The following is a 20,590-nucleotide window of genomic DNA, read 5'->3' on the forward strand; positions in this document are numbered from 1 at the left end:
TCTGATCCCGCGAGTCTGTCTGCAGACTATATAGGGGCCGACGGAGATTATATAAATAGGCCGTTGCGGTTGCGTCCGAGAGCCGGATATTCTATGTATTATTTAAGAATGCGATTTCTTAAAATAAGTATTTTCAGTTTAACACTTCAGTAGGGTTAATGAAGTGTATGTTGCGCCAAAGCAACATCGAATTTCAGCCATGCGGCAGCCACAATGATATCACAATTTGGCTCTTTCAAATCCGCATTTGAGTTCCAATTTCAGTCTCGATCCGGAAGGGACATCTGGCAATATCCCGCCAATGCTTCACTGATAGACAGATGACAAGCGGCGCGGGACTGAAAGGAGACTAAGTATGCGTGTACTCATTGCTGGCCTCATGGCCTCCGTTTTTGCAATTGCGGGCGTCTCGGCAGCTCAGGCGGCCGATGCCGTCGACCAGGTTCCGGAAGCACCGGTCGCCCAGGACGCTCCAGTCAAGCCTGCAGGCAACTGGGAAGGCTTTTACCTCGGCGGCGCCGGCACCTACAACATGGGTGACTTCGGTTCCGACCGTCACACCTACGGTTTCGGCGGCCAGGTCTTCACCGGCTACAACTGGCAGCAGGGCCAGATCGTTTACGGCGTTGAATCCGATCTCGGCTACAGCGGCGACGACGTCTCCTCTGGCGGCGTCAAGAACAAGTATGGCTGGAACGGCTCCGTCCGTGGCCGCGTCGGCTACGACATGAACCCCTTCCTGCTCTACGGCACGGCCGGTCTTGCCATCGGCGACGTCAAGGTTTCCGACGACACCTCGGACGAAAGCAAGACGAACTTCGGCTATACGGTCGGCGCCGGCGTCGAAGCCTTCGTGACCAACAACATCACGACGCGCTTGGAATATCGCTACACCGACTACCAGAGCAAGGACTATGACCTCGACTCCGGCAGCTTCTCGCGCGGTTACGACGAGAACAGCGTCAAGCTTGGTATCGGCGTCAAGTTCTAAGCCGGACAATCTGTCCAAGCATGAAAAAGCCGGGCACGTCGCCCGGCTTTTTTCGTTGCCCGCTCGTTGTTACCAGACGCTCACCCCTGGGACTTGAGCTCGCTATGGGCAGGGAATTTCTTGTCGAACTGCCGCAGCCAGTCGGTGAGCGGCGCATGATCGGCTTCCCACTGGTCCTTGAAGCGCAGCTCGAGATAATCGAGCGTCGCCGCCAGCGCGAAATGCCCGCCACTAAGCTTTTTGCCGAGCTTCGGCGGATTGGCGCTGAGGTGAGCGAGCCCGCTCGTCGCCTTTTTCCATTGCCGGTCGATCCACGGCTGGTGAACCTTTTCCTCGTCGCGGAAGCGCCGCTCGTAGACGATCGCCAGCAGGCAATCGCAGATGCCGTCGCAGAGCGCCTCGAGGATTTCCGCATCCGTGCGCTTGCTCTTCTTGGAAGGGTAGAGCCCGCCCTTCGTCAGCCGGTCGAAATAATGCATGATCGCCACGCTATCGTATATCGAGACCTCGTCATCAGTCAGAAGCGTCGGGATCTTGCCGAGCGGATTGTTGTCCACCAAGATCGCCGGTGCGGTATTGGTGTCGACCCGAATGGCGTTCAACTCCAGGCCCAGAAAATGCGCGGCCATCCGCACCTTGTTGGAATAGGGCGAGGCGGGCGAACAAAGGAGCTTCATGGGGGACACCTGATGAGATTGTGGAGCTGCGGCGCGGACTATTCCGCAAGCAGCTTAACTGGTCAATCGTCCTTGACCGCCTTGTTCTCGCCGCGCAGCCAGAAGGCGCGGTGCGAGGCGAAACGGTCCTGCGCCAGATGGTCCTTCAATGCGGGCAGCAATTGGTGCAACTCGTCCTTCAGCGTAAAGGGCGGGTTGACGATGACGAGGCCTGAGCCCGTCAATCCCGTAATGCCGCGGTCGCTGCGAACCGCGAGTTCGGCGCAGAGCATTTTCGGGATGTCGAGCGCCTGCAACGTCTCGTGGAATTCCTTGATCGGCGCGCCCTTCTTCAGCGGATACCACAGGCAATAGGTGCCGCCGGGAAAGCGCCGATAGGCCTTTTCCAGCCCCTCGGCCAGGCGCTGATATTCATCCTCTTCCTCGAAGGGTGGATCGACGAGCACGATGCCGCGCTTCTCTTTCGGCGGCAGATGCGCGCCGAGCGCCAGCCAGCCGTCAAGCTCGGTGATGCGGGCGTGGTGATCGCCCTCGAACAGCCGGTGCAGCCTGACGTAGTCCTCGGGATGCAGTTCCATCGCCGACAGCCGGTCCTGCGGCCGGAACAGCATACGCGCAAGTTTCGGCGATCCGGGATAGAAGCGGATGCCGCCCTCAGGATTGAGTTCGCGGATTGCCGAGAGGTAGGGCTCCAGCAGTTCAGAGACCTGAGGACCGAGGTCTGCCTCCATTAGCTTGCCGATGCCATCGAGCCATTCGCCGGTTTTCTGCGCTTCTTCGGAGGAAAGGTCGTAGAGCCCGATGCCGGCATGCGTGTCGAGCACGCGGAATCCGCCATCCTTTTTCTGCATGTAGCGGATCAGCCGCGTCAGCACGGCATGTTTCAACACATCGGCAAAGTTGCCCGCGTGATAGATGTGGCGGTAGTTCATTTTTGCTGATGTCCGTATGAATTCGCGTCATGGGGAATTTTTGTGGCTTTTGGCCGTGCAAGCCTTGGAATATACAAATGCCATGAACATTGCGACCCCCATCCACGCCAAATCATCGAAGCCGGACAACAGGGTGGGCCACACCGCCTGTCCGCATGACTGTCCCTCCACCTGCGCGCTGGAGGTCGATATATCAGAGGATGGCCGCATCGGCCGTGTGCGCGGCGCCAATGACCATTCCTACACGTCAGGCGTCATTTGTGCCAAGGTCGCCCGTTACGCCGAGCGGCTCTACCATCCCGACCGCCTGATGCATCCTCTACGCCGCGCTGGCGCCAAGGGGGCAGGGCAGTGGCAGCAGATTTCCTGGGACGATGCGCTGGATGAGATCGCCGAAGCCTTTGTGAAGGCCGAGGCAAGGGACGGCAGCGAGGCGATCTGGCCCTATTTCTACGCCGGTACCATGGGCTGGGTGCAGCGCGATTCCATCGATCGCCTGCGTCATGCCAAGCGTTACTCCGGCTTCTTCTCCTCGATCTGCACCAACCCCGCTTGGACCGGCTTCGCCATGGCGACCGGCACGCTGCGCGGTCCCGATCCGCGCGAGATGGGCCGCACCGATTGCGTCGTCATCTGGGGCACCAACGCGGTCTCGACGCAGGTCAACGTGATGACCCACGCCATCAAGTCGCGCAAGGAGCGCGGCGCGAAGATCGTCGTCATCGACATCTACGACAATCCGACGATGAAGCAGGCCGACATGGCGTTGATCGTCAGGCCCGGAACCGACGCCGCACTCGCCTGCGCCGTCATGCACATCGCCTTCCGCGACGGTTACGCCGATCGTGAATATATGATGAGATATGCCGATGATCCCCAGGGTCTCGAGGCGCATCTGAAAACCAAGACGCCGCAATGGGCCGCTGCCATCACCGGCCTTTCGGTCGAAGAGATCGAAGCCTTCGCCAGCCTCGTCGGCACGATGAAGAAAACCTTCTTCCGCCTGGGCTACGGCTTCACTCGCCAGCGCAACGGCGCGGTCGCCATGCATGCGGCCGCCTCGATCGCCACCGTTCTCGGTTCCTGGCAATATGAAGGCGGCGGTGCCTTCCATTCGAACAGCGACATCTTCCGCATGAACAGCGCCGAACTGACCGGCCGGTCGATGAAGGATGTCGATATCCGCATGCTCGACCAGTCGCAGATCGGCCGCGTGCTGACCGGCGATGCCGTGGCGCTGCGCCATCGCGGCCCGGTGACGGCAATGCTGATCCAGAACACCAATCCCGCAAACATCGCCCCCGAGCAGCGTCTCGTCAGACGCGGCTTCGCCCGCAATGACCTTTTTGTCGCCGTCCACGAGCAGTTCATGACGGAAACGGCCGATATTGCCGATATCGTCATTCCCGCGACGATGTTCGTCGAGCACGACGACATCTACCGGGCTGGCGGCCAGAACCATATCCTGTTGGGGCCGAAGCTGGTCGAGCCGCCGCCGAGCGTGCGCACCAATCTCTTCGTCATCGAGGAACTGGCAAAACGCCTCGGTGTCGCCGATCGCCCCGGCTTCGGCTTCACCGCCCGCGAAATGGTCGACCGCATCCTCGAAACGAGTGGCCTGCCGGATTACGACCATTTCCTCGAACACAAATGGTTCGATCGCCAGCCCGCGTTCGAGGAGGCGCATTATCTGAACGGCTTTGCCCATCCGGATGGCAAGTTCCATTTCCGCCCGGACTGGATCAATCAGCCGGCGCCGAACAAGCCGCCGGTTTCTATCGGCGCGCTCGGACCGCATGCCGTGCTTCCTGCCTTCCCCGATCAGGTCGATGTCATCGAAGCCGCCGATCCCGAGCATCCCTTCCGGCTCGCCACGTCGCCGGCGCGCAACTTCCTGAATTCGAGCTTCTCCGAGACCAAAACCTCTCGCCAGAAGGAAGGCCGCCCCGAGGTGATGATCAATCCGGCCGACGCCGAAGCCAACGGCATCGCCCATGGCGATCTTGTCCGCATCGGCAATAGCCGCGGCGATCTGCGCATCCACGCCCGCGTCACCACCGAAGTGAAATCCGGCGTGCTGATCGCCGAAGGCCTCTGGCCGAACAAGGCGCATGTCGACGGCGAGGGCATCAACGTCTTGACCGGCGCCGACCCTGTCGCGCCCTATGGTGGGGCGGCCGTGCACGACAACAAGGTCTGGCTTCGCAGGGACGCAGCATGATGCAGCCGAAATCACGGGTGAAGATCGTCAGCGAGGAAACACTGTCGAATGGCTGGACGCGGCTGAGCAGCTACCTGCTCGACTATATCGACCGCAAGGGCGCAACCCAACGGCTGAAGCGGGAGATCTATCACCGCACGCCCGCCGCCTGCATCCTGCTTTATGATCCCAAGCGCGATCTCGTCGTTCTCGTCCGCCAGTTCCGCCTTGCCGTCCATCTCAACGGCGATCCCGCCTGGATGATCGAGGTACCGGCCGGCCTTCTCGACGATGACCATCCCGAAGCGGCGATCCGTCGCGAGGCGATGGAGGAGACCGGCTATCGCCTGCGCGATGCGCGCCTCCTGTTCAAATCCTATACCTCACCGGGTGCCATCACCGAAGTCGTCCACTTCTTCGCAGCCCTCATCGACACCGCCGACCGCGTGGCGGAAGGCGGCGGCCTGGACGAGGAACACGAGGATATCGAGGTCCTCGAAATCCCGCTCGACGAGGCTGCGGCGATGGTCGAAACCGGCGGGATCTTCGACGCCAAGACGATCATGCTTCTGCAATGGGCGCTGTTGAACAAGGGCAAACTTCGATAGTGGGTAAGGTGTTCGAGACCTGATTCGTCAAGTTGCCTCGGGCGGATCGAGATGATCCGCGACCGTCTTAGTTTTCTCCGCGAACTCGCATCATCTGCCGAAAGGCGCGCCGCTTGAGTGCAGGCATCGCGTTGATGATGCGCATCACGCCGCGCATGACAGCGAGCTGAAGTCTGCCGACAACCGGCCGATGGGCCAGATCGCCGGCATCCATCTGCTTTTTCGATTCTTGGACTGCTTCGGTACTGTAGCGAAGCATCTCGACTTCGTAGGCATGTATGGCTTCGACGAGCGGCTTTCGTCCCTGGTCCGCTTCGACCAGCATGCGTCCAAGCAGAGCGGCATCGCGAAGCGCTGTATTGGCGCCCGCGCCTCGTCCGGGTGTCATCGTATGGACGGCGTCACCGAGCAGAGTGACATTCGAACTCGCCCAAGGCGTCAGCGGGACCGAGGTCCTTACCTTGATATCGCGGATCGTCGACGGTTCCGTCATGCGGATGAGAGCACGCAAATGCGGATGCCAGTCCCGAGCGAGCTCCAGGCCCAGCTCTCTCAATTGTTCGCCGCTCAGGCCGGCCGGATCCCGCGGGCAATTCTGCCGAGCGCCCCATATGCCCCAGCCGATGCTGTCCTCGTCGAATGCCTCGACGAAATCCGGCCAACGATCAGCGACACCAGGGTCACTTCGGCTGTCGGCGAACTCGAGCGAGTGAATGATTGCGCCGAAGCCCATCGGTGCCATAATCAGCGACATGCCTTTGAACATTTTGTCCGACAGCAGAGCTTTCGTCTCGACTGTCATAGGAATTTTGCCCCCGAGCGATACGATTCCCGTGTCTTCCAGTCGCGCTTCCGGCAAGCGTTGCCTGCGTACTGCGGAGCTGGTGCCGTCAGCGCCCACCAGCACATCTCCCGTCGCGAGGCTTCCATCCTGAAAGCTGGCGGTGACCGACCCGTCGGCGTTATTTGAGTAACCTTGAAGCGCCTTCCCGAAGAAGACGTCATCTTCAAGTCCCCTGAGCAGAACCCGCCTCAGCGTCTTTCGAATAACATTCCTTTCATCGTCGAGAGCGTTCGGGCCTGCATCATCGACATCGAAGCTCAGCACCTCGCCCAGCTGTTCAGTGAGCATGTTGAAATAGCGCGGCGACCTGGCGCAGGTGGCGACATAGAGATCGTAGAGTTCGCCGGGGATACAGGCTTTCAGCGCTCGGCTTCCAGCCGGGCTGATGCCGACGCGATAACCACCGCTGTCGGTGTTCGGCGCAAGGTCGCGCTCATAGACCGCCATGCAAACCCCAGCCTGCTTAAGCAGATGTGCGAGTGCTAGACCGCCAGTCCCGGCGCCGATAATCAAAACCTTCATGGTGCTAATCCTGGTCGAGTTTGGGGTCGATGGAGAACTTGGCGGCGATCTGCCTCAGCCACTCCTCTGTCCAGGTGATGCGCTGGGCGCTTAGGTCCCCGACAATGCTGTTGACCCAGGACAATTCGGCTGCGTGAAGCACTCGGAGATATTCCATCTCGAGAAGGAAGAGCCTTGGAACGGCCTGCGCTTCCTGCAGGACTTCGTCGATCCGGCGAAGTTCTGACTCGATGGCTTTTGCTCTGAGCTCAAGCTGGCTCGCCACATCGCTCGGCGTAAGCAGAGGAAGAAATGACATCGCTGCGGGGAATTCCGGATATTCCTGCGTTAAGGTCGACAATATCGCCCGCATCCATTCCAGCGCGATTTCGCGGCCCTTCGCGGTTATCTCGTACACGGTCCGCTCGGGACGCTTGTCATCCCGGACTGTTTTCTGCGGGGTGATCAAACCCTCGCGTTCGAGCCGCTGGATTGTTTGATAAAGGCTCGCCCTCTGCGTGACATTGATCACCTCGTCTTTGCCGCGCTCCTTGATGAGTCGCTGCATTCGGTACGGATGCAGCGGTTCTTCCATGAGCATTGCAAGGACGGCGAGCGCGATTGGAGAGCGTTTGATCATTTTCATAGTCATAGTATTACTAGTTAGTTTATGACTAGTCAATGCGGTGACCAAGCGTTGGCTCCTGGACAGGCGCCGGCTGGATCTATGGCCGTGAATCCGAGGGGCGAGCGCATCCAACCATTTCCAAAGCGCAAGTTTCCGCTTTAAGATGATACGGCGCGAAATTTCATACGACTGTCACGAAGCGGTTCTATCCGCTGCGGTTTGTCAATCATCGGATCCGGTCAGGAGAAAGCCTATGTGGCTCAGCAATTTCACCCTCGTTCTCCCAAACGAGGTGGTGAGTGAAGGTTCCGTGCGTGTTGAGGATGGCGCCATCGCCGAGATCAGGCCGGAGCCGGTGGCCGGTGCTGCCATTGATGGCGGCGGGCGGCTGCTGATGCCCGGATTCGTCGACCTGCACGGCGACATGATCGAGCGCGAGATCGCCCCACGGCCGAACGCGACGATGCCGATCGATTTTGGCATCCACGAACTCGACAAGAAACTTGCCGCCGCCGGTGTCACGACGGCGTTTGCCGCCGTCTCCTTTGCGACCGAGAGCGTCTACGGGCATGTCCGCTCGCTGGAGACGACATCAGCGGTGATCGAGGGCATCAACCGCCTGCGTGACGATCTGCTAATCGACCACCGCGTCCACGCCCGTTACGAAATCACCAATGTCGGGGCAGCTCCCGCGCTCGAGCGCCTGCTGGATGCCGATCAGATCGACATGGTCTCCCTGACCGACCACACGCCGGGCCAGGGCCAATACAACAACCTGCAAAGCTACATCCTCAGCATTTCCGAGCGGCGCGCCATCTCCGAGGAAATGGCGGCGGAGATCGTCGCCAAGCGCATCGCCATGCGCAACAATCCTGACATCGGGGCCAAGCTGAAGGAGATCGTCGCGCTGTCGCTGAAGCACAAGCTGTCGCTTGCCTCACATGACGATGACAGCGTCGAAAAAGTCGCCGAGATGCACGATCTTGGCGTCACCATCAGCGAGTTTCCGGTCACCGCACCTGCGGCCGAGGAGGCGCGCCGCCGCGGTCTCTGGACGCTGATGGGGGCGCCGAACGCGCTGCGCGGCCAGTCGATGTCGGGCAATCTCAGTGCGTTGGATGCCGCAAGGGCCGGCCTGCTGAGCGTCATCGCCGCCGACTATCATCCGGCTGCCTTCGTGCCTGGCATTTTCAAGCTTGCCGACATGGTGGAAGGCGGCCTGCCGGCAGCCGTTGCCATGGCGACCGGCAATGCGGCCCGTTCCGCCGGCTTGTCGGATCGCGGCGAGATCGCCATCGGCCAGCGTGCAGATCTTGTCGTGGTCGAGCCGGGCGATATCAATCGCATCCGCGCCACGTTCCGCGCCGGTCGCTTCGTCTACAGCGACGGCACCCTGCATCCGTTAAGGGCTTTGGCAGCTTAATGCACGTCGCCCAAAAGTGCGCAGCGGTTTTGGGATAACGACACGCATAAATCAAAGACCTAAAGCGCGCCGCATGCTTCCATCCGATGCGCTTTAGGCGCGGTCGCCGATGAGCGAAATCAGCTGAGCTTTGGGTGCTGCGGTCGATGCCTCAGCGCCGACGGCTTTGCCGCCTTCCATCGTAACCCGGCCTTCGGCAAACAGCCGCAAGGCTTGCGGATAGATCTGGTGTTCGATCGTGAGCACGCGCGCGGCAAGGCTTTCGGCGGTGTCGCCGGAAAGAACCGGCACGGCCGCCTGGCCGATCACCGGCCCCTCATCCATGCCTTCGGTGACGAAATGCACCGTGCAGCCGGCGATCCGCATACCGGCGTCGATCGCTCGCTGATGTGTATGCAGGCCCGGAAACAAGGGCAGCAGGGAAGGGTGGATATTGAGCATCCGGCCTTCGTAGCGCTGGATGAATGTCGCCGTCAGCAGCCGCATGTAGCCTGCCAGGCAGAGAATGTCGGGTTTAAGCTCGTCGAGCGCCGAAAAGATCGCCGCCTCATGCGCATCCTTGCTGGCGTAGTCCTTGCGGGGAAAAGCAAAGGTGGAAATGCCCTCGGCTGCCGCTTTGGCAAGCCCGCCGGCATCCGCCTTGTCGGAGATCACCCCGACGATCTCAGCGGGGTAGTCGGCTGCCTTCGCCGCCGCAACCAGCGCCATCATGTTGGAGCCGCTGCCTGATATGAAGACGACGGCGCGTTTGCGCGGTGAGCTCATATGGCAAGCGTACCCTTATACACCGTGCCGGCAGCGCCTTCGTCGCGGGCGATCATGCGGCCGAGCGTGATAACCGTCTCGCCCTCGGCTTCGAGTGCCGCGGAAACCGCCGCGACATTCTCACCGGCGACGACGGCGATCATGCCGACGCCGCAGTTGAAGGTGCGCAGCATTTCCCTGGATTCGACGCCGCCAGTCTTGGCGAGCCACGAAAACACCGGCGGAACCTTGACGGCGTCAAGATCGATCTCGGCCGCCAGGTGCTTCGGCAGGACGCGTGGAATGTTTTCCGGGAAGCCGCCGCCGGTGATGTGCGCCAGCGCCTTGATGGCGCCGGTCTCGCGGATCGCCTTCAGAAGCGGCTTCACATAGATGCGGGTCGGTTCGAGCAGGGCTTCGCCGAGCAGCCGGCCTTCAGCAAAAGGTGCGGCTGCGCTCCAGTCGAGGCCGGACAGTTCCACGATCTTGCGCACCAGCGAAAAGCCGTTGGAATGGACGCCGGAGGAGGCAAGGCCGAGGATCACGTCGCCCTCGGCAATATCGCCTGACGGCAGGAGCTTGCCGCGTTCGGCAGCACCCACGGCAAAGCCGGCGAGGTCGTAGTCGCCCGAGGAATACATGCCCGGCATCTCGGCCGTCTCGCCGCCGATCAGCGCGCAGCCGGCCTCGCGGCAGCCGGCGGCAATGCCGCCGACGATGGCCGCGCCCTGGTCGGGGTCGAGCTTGCCGGTCGCGAAATAATCGAGGAAGAACAGCGGCTCGGCGCCCTGCACCACGAGATCGTTGACGCACATGGCGACCAGGTCGATGCCGACGGTGTCGTGATAGTCGGCATCGATCGCGATCTTCAGCTTGGTGCCGACGCCGTCATTGGCGGCGACGAGAACCGGATCGGTAAAGCCTGCGGCCTTGAGGTCGAAAAGTCCGCCGAAGCCGCCGATCTCGCCGTCGGCGCCGGGACGGCGCGTCGAGCGCACCGCCGGCTTGATCTTCTCGACGAGGAGGTTTCCGGCATCGATGTCGACGCCTGCGTCGCTATATGTCAGGCCGTTTTTCCCAGACTGGCTCATGCTGGTCTCCGATGGCTATTTCAGGCGGCAAACGTGCCGCGTCATCTGCCGGTCGCAATTGCATGACAGGGGCTTTTATGCAAGCGTTGCATGGCAAAAGCCCCCAATTTCCCGCGTCTTCCTCCGGCCTGTCGGGGATTTGGCGCGACAGGGTTGACCATCTTTGCGCCTGCATCCTATGTGCTGAATGGCCGCTCCGGTTCGGATGCGGCGTTTGGCGGCGGCGAGTGATCAGCGGGGAAGCGATGCCACAGCATGTCAGCGGCAACAGTCTCAAGCGTCAGATTTTCTTCTGGCTGGTAGTGCTCGTCTTCTTCATCGTCTTCCTTTATGTCTTCAGCTCGATCCTGCTGCCCTTCATCGCCGGCATGGCGATTGCCTATTTCCTTGATCCGGTGGCTGACCGGCTTGAACGCCTGGGTCTGAGCCGCATGATGGCGACCATCGGCATTCTCGTCGCCTTCGTCATCGTCTTCACGCTGGCGCTGATGATCCTCATTCCGGTGCTCATCAGCCAGTTCAACGATTTCGCTCAGCGTCTGCCTGGTTATATCAGCCAATTACAGCAGTTCATCACGCAGGCGCAGAATTCGCTGCTGCCGGACTGGGTCGAGAACCAGATGGGCACGATCAAGGACAATCTCTCCGGCATCCTGTCGGAGGGCATGGGCTTCCTAACCGGGCTCTTCGCGCAGATCTGGAATTCCGGCAAGGCGATCGTTGACGTCTTATCGCTGCTCGTGGTCACCCCCGTCGTCGCCTTCTATATCCTGCTCGATTGGGACCGTATGGTTGCCAAGGTCGACCAGTGGATCCCGCGCGATTATGTCGGCGATGTCCGCCAGATCGCCAAGGAGATCGACCAGGCGATCGCCGGTTTCATTCGCGGCCAGGGCTCGCTCTGCCTCATCCTCGGCATCTATTATGCCGTCGGCCTTTCTCTTGTCGGGCTGAATTTCGGGCTGCTGATCGGCCTCTTCGCCGGCATGATCAGCTTCATTCCCTATGTCGGCTCGATGGTCGGTCTCGTGCTCGCTATCGGTGTGGCGCTTGTGCAATTCTGGCCCGATTATCCCTGGATCGGCCTGGTGCTCGTCGTCTTCTTCAGCGGTCAGTTCCTGGAAGGCAACATTCTGCAGCCGAAGCTCGTCGGCTCCAGCGTCGGCCTGCATCCGGTCTGGCTGATGTTTGCGCTGTTTGCCTTCGGTGCGCTCTTCGGTTTCGTCGGGCTTCTGGTCGCCGTGCCGGCCGCCGCCGCCGTCGGCGTCCTTGTTCGTTTCGCGCTTTCACGCTACCTTCAGAGTGATCTTTATTTTGGCGGGTCGCTCAGTGGCCGCGCCCGGAAGACGAAATCAGTTCCCAATGAATGACGTGAAAAACGCTGATCCGAAGCGCAAGGCTGGAGAGCAGCTGTCGCTGGTCTTTTCGCACGATGCCGCAAGCGGGCGCGACGACCTCCTGATCTCGGAGCGTCTTGCCGCCGCCGTTTCGATCGTCGATGCCTGGCCGGCATGGCCATCGCCGGTCGTCGTGCTCGCCGGCCCCGTCGGCTCGGGAAAATCGCATCTCGCCCGCATCTGGCGGGAATTGAGCGGCGCCGTCGACATCCATCCCGAGCTTGGCTCGGACGCCGCGGTTGCCGCCGCCGCCGGCCCGGTGCTGTTTGAGGACGCCGATCGCCTCGGCTTCGACGACAATGCGCTCTTCCATGTCATCAACAGCGTGCGCGAAAACGGCACCAGCCTGTTGATCACCAGCCGCCTCTGGCCGATGTCGTGGCCAGTTCTGCTGCCCGATCTGCGCTCGCGCCTGAAAGCGGCAACCGTCGTCGAGATCGGCGAACCCGATGAGGCGCTGTTGTCGCAGGTGATCGTCAAGCTCTTCGCCGACCGGCAGCTTTATATAGATGACAAACTCGTGCTCTATATCGTGAATCGGATGGAGCGGTCGCTGAACGCGGCCCAGACGATCGTCGAAAGGCTTGACCGGCTGGCCCTGTCGCGGGGCACGAAAGTCACCCGGTCTCTTGCTGCCGAAGTATTGAATGAATTGGGAAATTCGGAACCGGCCGATTGACTGTCACAGTTCCGTCGTCAAACTGATATAATTGCCTTTGGCGATTGAAAACGGGGTAAGCGGACCATGGATAGCGCAGTCGCAGAGCATCAGGAACTCACTCCGGAAATCAACGACAACACTCCCCCGCTGGAAGAGCTGCTCAAGAGCCCCGAGCGCTTCATCAACCGAGAATTCTCCTGGCTGCAGTTCAACCGCCGTGTCCTGGAAGAAACGCTGAATACCGAGCATCCGCTGCTCGAGCGTGTCCGCTTCCTGTCGATCTCGGCCGCTAACCTCGACGAATTCTTCATGGTGCGTGTCGCCGGCCTCGAGGGCCAGGTACGCCAGAACATCGCCATCCGCAGTCCCGACGGCAAGACGCCGGCCGAGCAGCTCGATTCGATCCTGCAGGAGATCGACCATTTGCAGATGGAGCAGCAGGCCTCGCTCGCCGTCCTGCAACAATATCTCGCCAAGGAAGACATCCTGATCGTGCGTCCCGGCGCCTTGAGCGATGCCGACCGCCAGTGGCTGGCCGCCGAATTCGAACAGGCGATCTTCCCTGTTTTGACGCCGTTGTCGATCGATCCCGCCCATCCGTTCCCCTTCATTCCGAATCTCGGCTTCTCGATCGGTCTGCAGCTCGTCAGCAAGAATGGCCGCGAGCCGATGACGGCGCTGCTGCGCCTGCCGGTGGCACTCGACCGCTTCGTCCGCCTGCCGGATGATGGAAACACGATCCGCTACATCACGTTGGAAGATGTCGCCAACATCTTCATCCACCGGCTCTACCCGGGTTACGAGGTGCAGGGCTCCGGTACGTTCCGCGTCATCCGCGACAGCGATATCGAAGTCGAGGAAGAGGCCGAGGATCTCGTCCGCTTCTTCGAAACGGCGCTGAAGCGCCGCCGCCGCGGTAAGGTCATCCGCATCGAGACCGACTCGGAAATGCCGGCCTCGCTACGTCAGTTCGTCGTTCAGGCGCTGAATATCCCTGATAATCGCGTCGCCGTTCTGCCGGGCCTTCTGGCGTTGAACACCCTGTCCGAGATTACCAAGGCGCCGCGCGAAGATCTCAGGTTTGCCCCCTACAATGCGCGATTTCCCGAGCGCGTCCGCGAACATGCCGGCGACTGCTTCGCTGCCATCCGCGAAAAGGACATGGTCGTCCATCACCCCTACGAATCTTTCGACGTGGTGGTCCAGTTTCTTCTCCAGGCTGCGCGCGATCCTGACGTCCTGGCGATAAAGCAGACGCTTTACCGCACCTCCAACGACAGCCCGATCGTCCGCGCGCTGATCGACGCCGCCGAAGCCGGCAAGTCGGTGACGGCGCTGGTCGAGCTCAAGGCCCGCTTCGACGAAGAGGCGAACATCCGCTGGGCGCGCGATCTCGAGCGCGCCGGCGTGCAGGTCGTCTTCGGCTTCATCGAACTCAAGACCCACGCCAAGATGTCGATGGTCGTTCGGCGCGAGGAAGGCAAGCTGCGAACCTATTGCCACCTCGGAACCGGCAACTACCACCCGATCACCGCGAAGATCTATACGGACCTGTCCTATTTCACCTGCAATCCCGTTATCGCCCACGACATGGCGAACATCTTCAACTTCATTACCGGCTACGGCGAACCGGAGCAGGGCATGCAGCTCGCGATCTCGCCCTATACGATGCGCCCGCGCATCCTGCGCCACATCGAGGAAGAGATTCAGCATGCCAGGAACGGCTCCCCGGCCGCGATCTGGATGAAGATGAATTCGCTTGTCGACCCCGACATCATCGACGCGCTCTATCGCGCCAGCCATGCCGGCGTCGAGATCGACCTCGTCGTGCGCGGCATCTGCTGCCTGCGTCCGCAGGTGCCCGGCCTTTCGGAAAAGATCCGCGTCAAGTCGATCGTCGGCCGCTTCCTCGAGCACAGCCGCATCTTCTGCTTCGGCAACGGCCACGGTCTGCCGTCCGACAAGGCGCTGGTTTATATCGGCTCGGCCGACATGATGCCGAGAAACCTCGATCGCCGCGTCGAAACCATGGTTCCGCTGACGAATCCGACCGTTCACGAGCAGGTCTTGTCACAGATTATGCTCGGCAACGTGATTGACAATCAACAAAGCTACGAGATATTGCCCGACGGTACGTCGCGACGCATGGAAGTGCGCAGGGGCGAAGAACCGTTCAATGCGCAGCAGTATTTCATGACCAATCCGAGCCTGTCGGGCCGTGGTGAAGCTCTGAAGTCCAGTGCGCCGAAGCTGATCGCCGGCCTGCTCGAAGGCCGCAACAACAAGTAATACTGGACCTAAATGGTTGAATCTGAAGCCCAGGGGCGCCTTCCGGGGATCGCCCCGGTCTCCGTCGTCGATATTGGATCGAATTCGATTCGTCTTGTCGTCTACGAAGGCATGTCCCGTTCGCCAACCGTCCTCTTCAACGAAAAGGTCCTCTGTGGCCTCGGCAAAGGCGTCGCTCTTACCGGCAAGATGGACGAAGAGAGCGTCAGCCGGGCTCTGACGGCGCTGCACCGTTTCAAGGCTTTGTCCGACCAGGCCCGCGCTGCCACCATGTATGTGCTGGCGACGGCAGCCGCGCGCGAGGCGAGCAACGGTCCTGATTTCATCCATCAGGCGGAAACCATCCTTAACCGCAAGGTCCGCGTGCTCTCCGGTGAGGAGGAGGCGAAATTCGCCTCGCTCGGCATCATCAGCGGTTTCTACAATCCTGACGGTATTGCCGGCGACCTCGGCGGCGGCTCGCTGGAACTGATTGATATCAAGGGTAAGGAGTTCGGCAAGGGCATCACGTTGCCGCTCGGCGGTCTGCGCCTGTCGGAATATGCCGGCGGTTCGCTCTCCAAGGCCCAGACTTTTGCCCGCAAGCAGTTGAAGACGGCAAAGCTGCTGTCGAAAGGCGAGGGGCGTACCTTCTACGCCGTCGGCGGCACCTGGCGAAACATCGCCAAGCTGCACATGGAAATCACCCATTATCCGCTGCACATGATGCAGGGTTATGAGGTGTCGTTCGAAGGAATGATGCAGTTCCTCGACCAGGTGGTGACCGCGCGCGACTCGAGGGAGCCGGCACTGCAGGCCGTTTCCAAGCACCGCCGTTCGCTGCTGCCGTTCGGCGCCGTCGCCATGAAGGAAGTGCTGAGTGCGATGAAGCCGTCGCTGATTTCCTTCTCGGCGCAGGGTGTGCGCGAGGGATATCTTTATTCGCTGCTGTCGGAGGCCGAGCGCCGCGCCGATCCGCTGCTTGCCGCCGCCGGAGAACTGGCGATTCTGCGTGCCCGTTCGCCGGAGCATGCCCGCGAGCTGGCGGAATGGACCGGCCGCATGATGCCCCTTTTCGGCATCCAGGAAACCGAAGAGGAAAGCCGCTACCGCCAAGCCGCCTGTCTGCTTGCCGATATCAGCTGGCGCGCCCATCCTGACTATCGCGGCCTGCAGGCGCTGAACGTCATCGCCCACTCTTCCTTCGTCGGCATCAGTCATCCCGGTCGCGCCTTTATCGCGCTTTCCAACTATTACCGTTTCGAAGGCCTGCATGACGATGGCGCCACCGGTCCGCTGGCGCAAATTGCCACGCCACAGCTCATCGAGCGCGCCAAGCTGCTCGGCGGCATGCTGCGCGTCGTCTACCTCTTCTCGGCCTCGATGCCTGGTATCGTCAAGAACCTGACCTTCCGCAAATCCTCGAGCCCGGACCTCGACCTCGAATTCGTCGTGCCGCCCGAGTACCGCGATTTCGCCGGCGAGCGCCTGGACGGCCGCCTGCAGCAGCTGTCAAGGCTCACGAACAAGCGTCTGGCGTTTCGGTTCGAATAGGCCTGTGCCACGGCACGTCGTCAGACACGCAACCTAAGCAGCCAAAAATGCAAAGGGCGGCGCCTTCGCGCCGCCCTTTGCATTTCATACCAGAATTCCGAATTACTTCGCGTTCAGGAACTCGCCGACTTCGAGCAGGCTGAACTCGTTATTGTCGGCCTTGTCGACGGCACGGCCGGCCGAGAAGGGCAGGTTGTTGTCGTTGCCGATGATGATATGTGTGGCGTCGACGCGGTCGACGTTTTCGATCGTCACGAACGGCATGTCGTAGACGCCGTCCTTGCTGCCGGCCTTCTTCTTGTTGTCGGGGTCCTGGATGTTCAAGAGGTCGATATAGCCGATCTTGCGGACCGCCTTGCCGACATTGGCATCGTTGAACTCGATCTTGTAGACGCGCTTCAGCACGGCCGGAGCTTCGAAGCAATCCGGCTTCGGCTGCTTCGGGTCGGCGCAGGCCTTGTCCGTCGTGCCGGCGCCGTTATCGCGCTCGATGACGAGAGCGGTGGTGTCGTCGAGCATGTTGAAATCACCGATCGACACACCCTTGTCCTCGAACGGATAGAGCCAGCTGCGGCCGGTCCACTTCTTGGAAGCGACATCGAACTCGATGACGCGGATGGCGGTGTGGCCATCGACGGTTTCCATCGTGCCGTCATCCTTGTAGATGGCGCCTTCGAGCAGGCCGTAGAGCTTGGCGCCGTCCTTCGACATTGCGAGGCCTTCGAAGCCGCCGGAGCGCTTCAGGTTGAAGACCGGCATCTTGGCGGCCGGGTTGGCCGGAACCGAGAGAAGCGGATTGTCGGGCGAAAGCACCGGCTTGCCGTCGAGCGTCGTCGGAATGACGTCGGTGAGGCGGCCAGCGGTGTCGAACTTCAGGATGTAGGGACCGAATTCGTCGCCGAGCCAGAAGCCGTCTGCAACCGGCTGGATCGATTCGATGTCAAAGTCGGCGCCTGTGAGATAACGCGTGTCGGTGCCTTCAAGCACGATCGGGAACGGGGCGATCTTGTTGGGATCGGAGAGGAAGAGGTTCTTGACGACCTCAGCCTTGTTGCCGGCCCAGTCGAACTTCATCTGGTGCAGGAAAAGCATCGAGTCCGACGAGTTGGACTTCGATCCGAAGCCGTTGTCGGAGAGCGTCCAAAAGGTGCCGTCGGTCATCGTCTTGACGCCCGAGAAACCCTGGATCGGCTGGCCGTCGAAGGGAAGTTTCAGATCGGTGACGCGGGCGCCGTCCTTGCCGGGAACGGTGCCGAGCGCTTCGGTGCGCTTGCGGTCCGGCGTCGTAAACTTGCCGGAATGCTTGAGGAATTCGGGGGTATCGGCCGGTGCCGGAACCATGGTGTTGGCAGGCAGGATCGCCTGGCCGGCGAGCTTGGCCGGGAACTGCTGCTGGTCGGCCGAAGCGGAGGTCGCGGCCAGGATGAAAAGCGATACGGAAGCAAAAAGGACGTTCTTCATAATATCCCCGTGGAACGGATTGCAAAGGCTTTCCGCTTAGCAGGGCTTTAATGTCAGCGAATTGACGGTTGGGTGAAGCTTTGGTGACGTACTTACAGCGCCGCGCGTCTCCTCAGACGCGCAAAGGACGCCGTAACACTTTCAATCCTCGCATTGTGCTTTCCGAAAATCGATTCCGATTTTCGGGCCGATGCGGCAGAGCCCTTGCTCAGCCGTGCAGAATGACCGCCGGCGTCTTTAGTACGGTGACCGCGCGCGAGGAAAGCGCCATGACGCCGAGCGCCTGGCCGCGCCCCTTCACGGCATGGGTGCCGAGATCCTCGCAGGATATGTCGTCGGGAAAGTTCATGCGCCTGGCAAGCTCGGTGGAGATCAGCACCGGTCGGTTCAGGCTGCGGCAGAGCGTTTCCAATCGGGCCGTGGTGTTCACCGTGTCGCCGAAATAGCTGATCTTGTGATGGTCGACGCCGATTTCGGCGGTGATGATCTCGCCGCCGTGAAGGGCGGCGCGCAGCTTCGGCACCTGCCCGTAACTCTTCCGCCAGCCCGCGGCATTGGCTTCGATATCGGCAAGGATATCGAAGATGCAGCGCACGCAACGCGCATCCTTGACACCGCGGGCGAGCGGCCAGGTGATGATCGCCGCATCGCCGACATAGTCGTTGATCATGCCTTTGTGGCGCCTGACGGGCTCGGCAAAGGTCGCAAACAGCGAGCTCAGCAGCTGCTGCGCCCGGAGGTCGCCGTGCTTTTCGGCAAAGGCCGTCGAATCGACGAGATCGATGAACAGGAAGACACGTTCTTCCCTAACCGGATTGCGGTAGCGGCTGACGAGCATGCTAAGGAAAACGTCGCGGCCGAGCAGCTCTCGCACGCGCAAGACGAAGATCATCAACGCGCAGACCGCCAGCGCATAGAGGAAGACCTCGAACGGCATGATGACGAGATCGAGGAGCGACGGCGGCTTCAGCATGCCGACGGACCAAAGCAGCAGGCCGGCGCAGGCAAAGCCGATGCTCATCAAGATCTCGTAGATCACCAGCTCGGTGATGATGAAGGCGAAAGTCGGCAGCTTCTGGATGCGCCGGTAGAGCGTGCGCAGCAGCACTTTGCGCTCGAAGGCCAGGATCGGCATGCCGATGAAGAGCGCGAAGATCGCCCCGATAACGGGCGTCTGATTGGAGTAGAACATCAGATCATAGATGACGCCGCTGGCCGCAAGGACGATCGCGATCAGGATCCAATTCTGCGTCGGAGATATTTCCCGCATGCCGCCTCTTCGTCATGATGTTTCCGCCGGCCATTGTTTCAGGCCGGAAAAAACCGTCAAGCGAATTCGAATCTACAGCGTCCTTGGCGTGTCTTTTCAGATGCGCTCGCACACTGCAGCGCTTTGAATTGCTGCATAATTTTATCCTTAAATCGATGCCGATTTAAGGAATGATGTAGCAGCCTCAGAGGCTGACGGTTTCGACCTTCCGGTCGACGAAGCGCAGGGCGATCTCACCCTGGATCAACTGCAGTGCCGGCTCGCCGAAAAGATCACGCCGCCAACCGTGCAGGGCAGCGACTTCGGCCTTTTCGCCTTCGGCGGCGATCCTGTCGAGATCCTCGCTGTTGGCGATCACCTTCGGCGCCACGCCGTGTTTTTCCGAAATCAGCTTCAGCAGCACCTTCAACAATTCAACGGCAGCAGCGGCCCCTTCGGGCGCCTGCGCTTGGCGTGGCGCATGCGGCATATCGGCCTTCGGAAGAGCGAGCGCCGTGTTGACGGCCTCGATGACTGCTGCGCCGGAAGTCGAGCGCTCCCAACCCTTCGGAATAGTGCGCAGACGGCCGAGCGCCTCGGTATCCTTGGGCTGCTGCTGGGCGATCTCGTAGATCGCATCATCCTTCAGCACCCGCGACCGCGGCACGTTGCGGGCCCGCGCCTCGCGTTCGCGCCAGGCGGCGACATATTTCAGGATCGCCAGCTCCTGCGGCTTGCGCAGACGCATCTTCAGCCGCTGCCAGGCATCGTCGGGATGCATGTCGTAGGTTTCGCGCGACTCGAGAATGTCCATTTCCTCGGAGAGCCAGGAGCTGCGGCCTTCGCGATCGAGTTCCGCCTTCAGCGACAGGTAGACGTCGCGCAGGTGGGTAACGTCAGCCAGCGCATAATCCAGCTGTTTGTCCGAGAGCGGCCGGCGGCTCCAGTCGGTGAAGCGCGACGACTTGTCGATATGGACGTTCTTGATGCGGCTGACCAACTGGTCATAGGAGACGCTGTCGCCGAAGCCGCAGACCATGGCGGCGACCTGCGTGTCGAAGATCGGATGCGGAATGAGATTGCCGCGATTGAAGATGATTTCGATGTCCTGGCGCGCCGCGTGAAAGACCTTCAGCACCTTCGGATCGGCCATCAGCTCGAAGAAGGGGGCGAGATCGATGCCCTTGGCCAGCGGATCGACGAGAACCTCCGTCGTCGGGCTTGCCATCTGGATCAGGCAGAGCTCCGGCCAGAAGGTCGTTTCGCGCAGGAATTCGGTGTCGATGGTGATGAAGTCGGACTTGGCCAGCTCTTTGCAGGCGGCCGCCAAATCGGCGGTGGTTTCGATCATATCATTTCAT

17 protein-coding genes are annotated in these 20,590 nt (G+C 61.0%); 8 read left to right on the top strand and 9 right to left on the bottom strand.

Annotation, left to right across the window (positions count from 1 at the left end):
* Nucleotides 1-355: 355 nt before the first annotated feature.
* Nucleotides 356-991 carry an outer membrane protein gene (locus ELH03_RS06265; RefSeq protein ID WP_018070534.1) on the top strand — a complete coding sequence of 212 codons (636 nt, stop codon included), beginning with the start codon at nt 356-358 and terminating at the stop codon, nt 989-991.
* 80 nt (nt 992-1,071) lie between these two features.
* On the opposite strand, the gene ELH03_RS06270 is transcribed toward ELH03_RS06265, so the two are convergent.
* Both ELH03_RS06270 and ELH03_RS06275 read right to left on the bottom strand, forming a co-directional pair.
* Nucleotides 1,072-1,668 (bottom strand): glutathione S-transferase family protein, encoded by a 597-nt coding sequence (locus ELH03_RS06270; RefSeq protein WP_128401272.1) that lies wholly within the window; start codon nt 1,666-1,668, stop codon nt 1,072-1,074.
* A gap of 62 nt (nt 1,669-1,730) precedes the next feature.
* On the bottom strand, nt 1,731-2,600 hold the full coding sequence (locus ELH03_RS06275) for a 23S rRNA (adenine(2030)-N(6))-methyltransferase RlmJ (RefSeq protein WP_130766175.1): 870 nt from the start codon (nt 2,598-2,600) through the stop codon (nt 1,731-1,733).
* Between the two features lie 16 nt (nt 2,601-2,616).
* Here ELH03_RS06275 and ELH03_RS06280 point away from each other — a divergent pair, with 16 nt between their 5' ends.
* Together ELH03_RS06280 and ELH03_RS06285 are read left to right on the top strand one after the other, a co-directional pair.
* Nucleotides 2,617-4,821: a molybdopterin-containing oxidoreductase family protein gene (locus tag ELH03_RS06280; RefSeq protein WP_130766176.1), complete on the top strand. Its 2,205-nt coding sequence runs from the start codon at nt 2,617-2,619 to the stop codon at nt 4,819-4,821.
* Entirely contained in the window at nt 4,818-5,408 is a 591-nt protein-coding gene (locus ELH03_RS06285; protein ID WP_130766177.1) for an NUDIX domain-containing protein, read from the top strand. Before ELH03_RS06280 ends, ELH03_RS06285 begins: the two co-directional genes overlap by 4 nt.
* A gap of 67 nt (nt 5,409-5,475) precedes the next feature.
* On the opposite strand, the gene ELH03_RS06290 is transcribed toward ELH03_RS06285, so the two are convergent.
* Both ELH03_RS06290 and ELH03_RS06295 read right to left on the bottom strand, forming a co-directional pair.
* Entirely contained in the window at nt 5,476-6,774 is a 1,299-nt protein-coding gene (locus ELH03_RS06290; RefSeq protein WP_130766178.1) for an FAD-dependent oxidoreductase, read from the bottom strand.
* A 4-nt stretch (nt 6,775-6,778) separates the two neighbouring features.
* A complete protein-coding gene (locus ELH03_RS06295) occupies nt 6,779-7,399 on the bottom strand; it encodes a PadR family transcriptional regulator (RefSeq protein ID WP_197727718.1) in 621 nt (206 codons plus the stop codon).
* Nucleotides 7,400-7,634: 235 nt separating this feature from the next.
* On the opposite strand from ELH03_RS06295, the gene ELH03_RS06300 reads away from it, so the two are divergent.
* Nucleotides 7,635-8,804: an alpha-D-ribose 1-methylphosphonate 5-triphosphate diphosphatase gene (locus ELH03_RS06300; protein ID WP_128401277.1), complete on the top strand. Its 1,170-nt coding sequence runs from the start codon at nt 7,635-7,637 to the stop codon at nt 8,802-8,804.
* Nucleotides 8,805-8,897: 93 nt separating this feature from the next.
* On the opposite strand, the gene purN is transcribed toward ELH03_RS06300, so the two are convergent.
* Nucleotides 8,898-9,569 carry a phosphoribosylglycinamide formyltransferase gene (gene purN / locus ELH03_RS06305; RefSeq protein ID WP_128401278.1) on the bottom strand — a complete coding sequence of 224 codons (672 nt, stop codon included), beginning with the start codon at nt 9,567-9,569 and terminating at the stop codon, nt 8,898-8,900.
* Entirely contained in the window at nt 9,566-10,639 is a 1,074-nt protein-coding gene (gene purM / locus ELH03_RS06310) for a phosphoribosylformylglycinamidine cyclo-ligase (RefSeq protein ID WP_128401279.1), read from the bottom strand. The genes purN and purM overlap by 4 nt, the downstream gene beginning before the upstream one ends.
* A 245-nt stretch (nt 10,640-10,884) precedes the next feature.
* Here purM and ELH03_RS06315 point away from each other — a divergent pair, with 245 nt between their 5' ends.
* From ELH03_RS06315 to ppx, 4 genes are all read left to right on the top strand, one after another.
* A complete protein-coding gene (locus ELH03_RS06315) occupies nt 10,885-12,009 on the top strand; it encodes an AI-2E family transporter (RefSeq protein WP_115157632.1) in 1,125 nt (374 codons plus the stop codon).
* The gene (gene hdaA / locus ELH03_RS06320; RefSeq protein ID WP_128401280.1) at nt 12,002-12,715 is read left to right on the top strand and encodes a DnaA regulatory inactivator HdaA; all 714 of its coding nucleotides are present in this window, start codon (nt 12,002-12,004) and stop codon (nt 12,713-12,715) included. Before ELH03_RS06315 ends, hdaA begins: the two co-directional genes overlap by 8 nt.
* 66 nt (nt 12,716-12,781) lie before the next feature.
* Complete coding sequence (locus ELH03_RS06325) at nt 12,782-14,986, top strand: RNA degradosome polyphosphate kinase (protein WP_128401281.1); 2,205 nt, start codon at nt 12,782-12,784, stop codon at nt 14,984-14,986.
* Between the two features lie 12 nt (nt 14,987-14,998).
* Complete coding sequence (gene ppx, locus ELH03_RS06330; protein ID WP_128401282.1) at nt 14,999-16,519, top strand: exopolyphosphatase; 1,521 nt, start codon at nt 14,999-15,001, stop codon at nt 16,517-16,519.
* A 102-nt stretch (nt 16,520-16,621) separates the two neighbouring features.
* Here the strand turns inward: ppx and ELH03_RS06335 are convergent, their stop codons facing one another.
* The 3 genes from ELH03_RS06335 to rnd form a co-directional block, all read right to left on the bottom strand.
* Entirely contained in the window at nt 16,622-17,980 is a 1,359-nt protein-coding gene (locus ELH03_RS06335) for an esterase-like activity of phytase family protein (RefSeq protein ID WP_128411514.1), read from the bottom strand.
* 208 nt (nt 17,981-18,188) lie between these two features.
* Nucleotides 18,189-19,250 carry an adenylate/guanylate cyclase domain-containing protein gene (locus ELH03_RS06340; RefSeq protein WP_130766179.1) on the bottom strand — a complete coding sequence of 354 codons (1,062 nt, stop codon included), beginning with the start codon at nt 19,248-19,250 and terminating at the stop codon, nt 18,189-18,191.
* A 184-nt stretch (nt 19,251-19,434) separates the two neighbouring features.
* A complete protein-coding gene (rnd, locus tag ELH03_RS06345; protein ID WP_128401285.1) occupies nt 19,435-20,580 on the bottom strand; it encodes a ribonuclease D in 1,146 nt (381 codons plus the stop codon).
* Nucleotides 20,581-20,590 lie beyond the last annotated feature (10 nt).

Origin of the sequence: Rhizobium beringeri (assembly GCF_004306515.1) — a bacterium.
Taxonomy (GTDB): Bacteria; Pseudomonadota; Alphaproteobacteria; order Rhizobiales; family Rhizobiaceae; genus Rhizobium; species Rhizobium beringeri.

Excerpts from the sequence above, each read along its gene's own strand:
- ELH03_RS06265 (WP_018070534.1), top strand. The coding sequence starts at position 356 with ATGCGTGTACTCATTGCTGGCCTCATGGCCTCCGTTTTTGCAATTGCG.
- ELH03_RS06270 (WP_128401272.1), bottom strand. The coding sequence starts at position 1,668 with ATGAAGCTCCTTTGTTCGCCCGCCTCGCCCTATTCCAACAAGGTGCGG.
- ELH03_RS06275 (WP_130766175.1), bottom strand. The coding sequence starts at position 2,600 with ATGAACTACCGCCACATCTATCACGCGGGCAACTTTGCCGATGTGTTG.
- ELH03_RS06280 (WP_130766176.1), top strand. The coding sequence starts at position 2,617 with ATGAATTCGCGTCATGGGGAATTTTTGTGGCTTTTGGCCGTGCAAGCC.
- ELH03_RS06285 (WP_130766177.1), top strand. The coding sequence starts at position 4,818 with ATGATGCAGCCGAAATCACGGGTGAAGATCGTCAGCGAGGAAACACTG.
- ELH03_RS06290 (WP_130766178.1), bottom strand. The coding sequence starts at position 6,774 with ATGAAGGTTTTGATTATCGGCGCCGGGACTGGCGGTCTAGCACTCGCA.
- ELH03_RS06295 (WP_197727718.1), bottom strand. The coding sequence starts at position 7,399 with ATGAAAATGATCAAACGCTCTCCAATCGCGCTCGCCGTCCTTGCAATG.
- ELH03_RS06300 (WP_128401277.1), top strand. The coding sequence starts at position 7,635 with ATGTGGCTCAGCAATTTCACCCTCGTTCTCCCAAACGAGGTGGTGAGT.
- purN (WP_128401278.1), bottom strand. The coding sequence starts at position 9,569 with ATGAGCTCACCGCGCAAACGCGCCGTCGTCTTCATATCAGGCAGCGGC.
- purM (WP_128401279.1), bottom strand. The coding sequence starts at position 10,639 with ATGAGCCAGTCTGGGAAAAACGGCCTGACATATAGCGACGCAGGCGTC.
- ELH03_RS06315 (WP_115157632.1), top strand. The coding sequence starts at position 10,885 with ATGCCACAGCATGTCAGCGGCAACAGTCTCAAGCGTCAGATTTTCTTC.
- hdaA (WP_128401280.1), top strand. The coding sequence starts at position 12,002 with ATGAATGACGTGAAAAACGCTGATCCGAAGCGCAAGGCTGGAGAGCAG.
- ELH03_RS06325 (WP_128401281.1), top strand. The coding sequence starts at position 12,782 with ATGGATAGCGCAGTCGCAGAGCATCAGGAACTCACTCCGGAAATCAAC.
- ppx (WP_128401282.1), top strand. The coding sequence starts at position 14,999 with ATGGTTGAATCTGAAGCCCAGGGGCGCCTTCCGGGGATCGCCCCGGTC.
- ELH03_RS06335 (WP_128411514.1), bottom strand. The coding sequence starts at position 17,980 with ATGAAGAACGTCCTTTTTGCTTCCGTATCGCTTTTCATCCTGGCCGCG.
- ELH03_RS06340 (WP_130766179.1), bottom strand. The coding sequence starts at position 19,250 with ATGCGGGAAATATCTCCGACGCAGAATTGGATCCTGATCGCGATCGTC.
- rnd (WP_128401285.1), bottom strand. The coding sequence starts at position 20,580 with ATGATCGAAACCACCGCCGATTTGGCGGCCGCCTGCAAAGAGCTGGCC.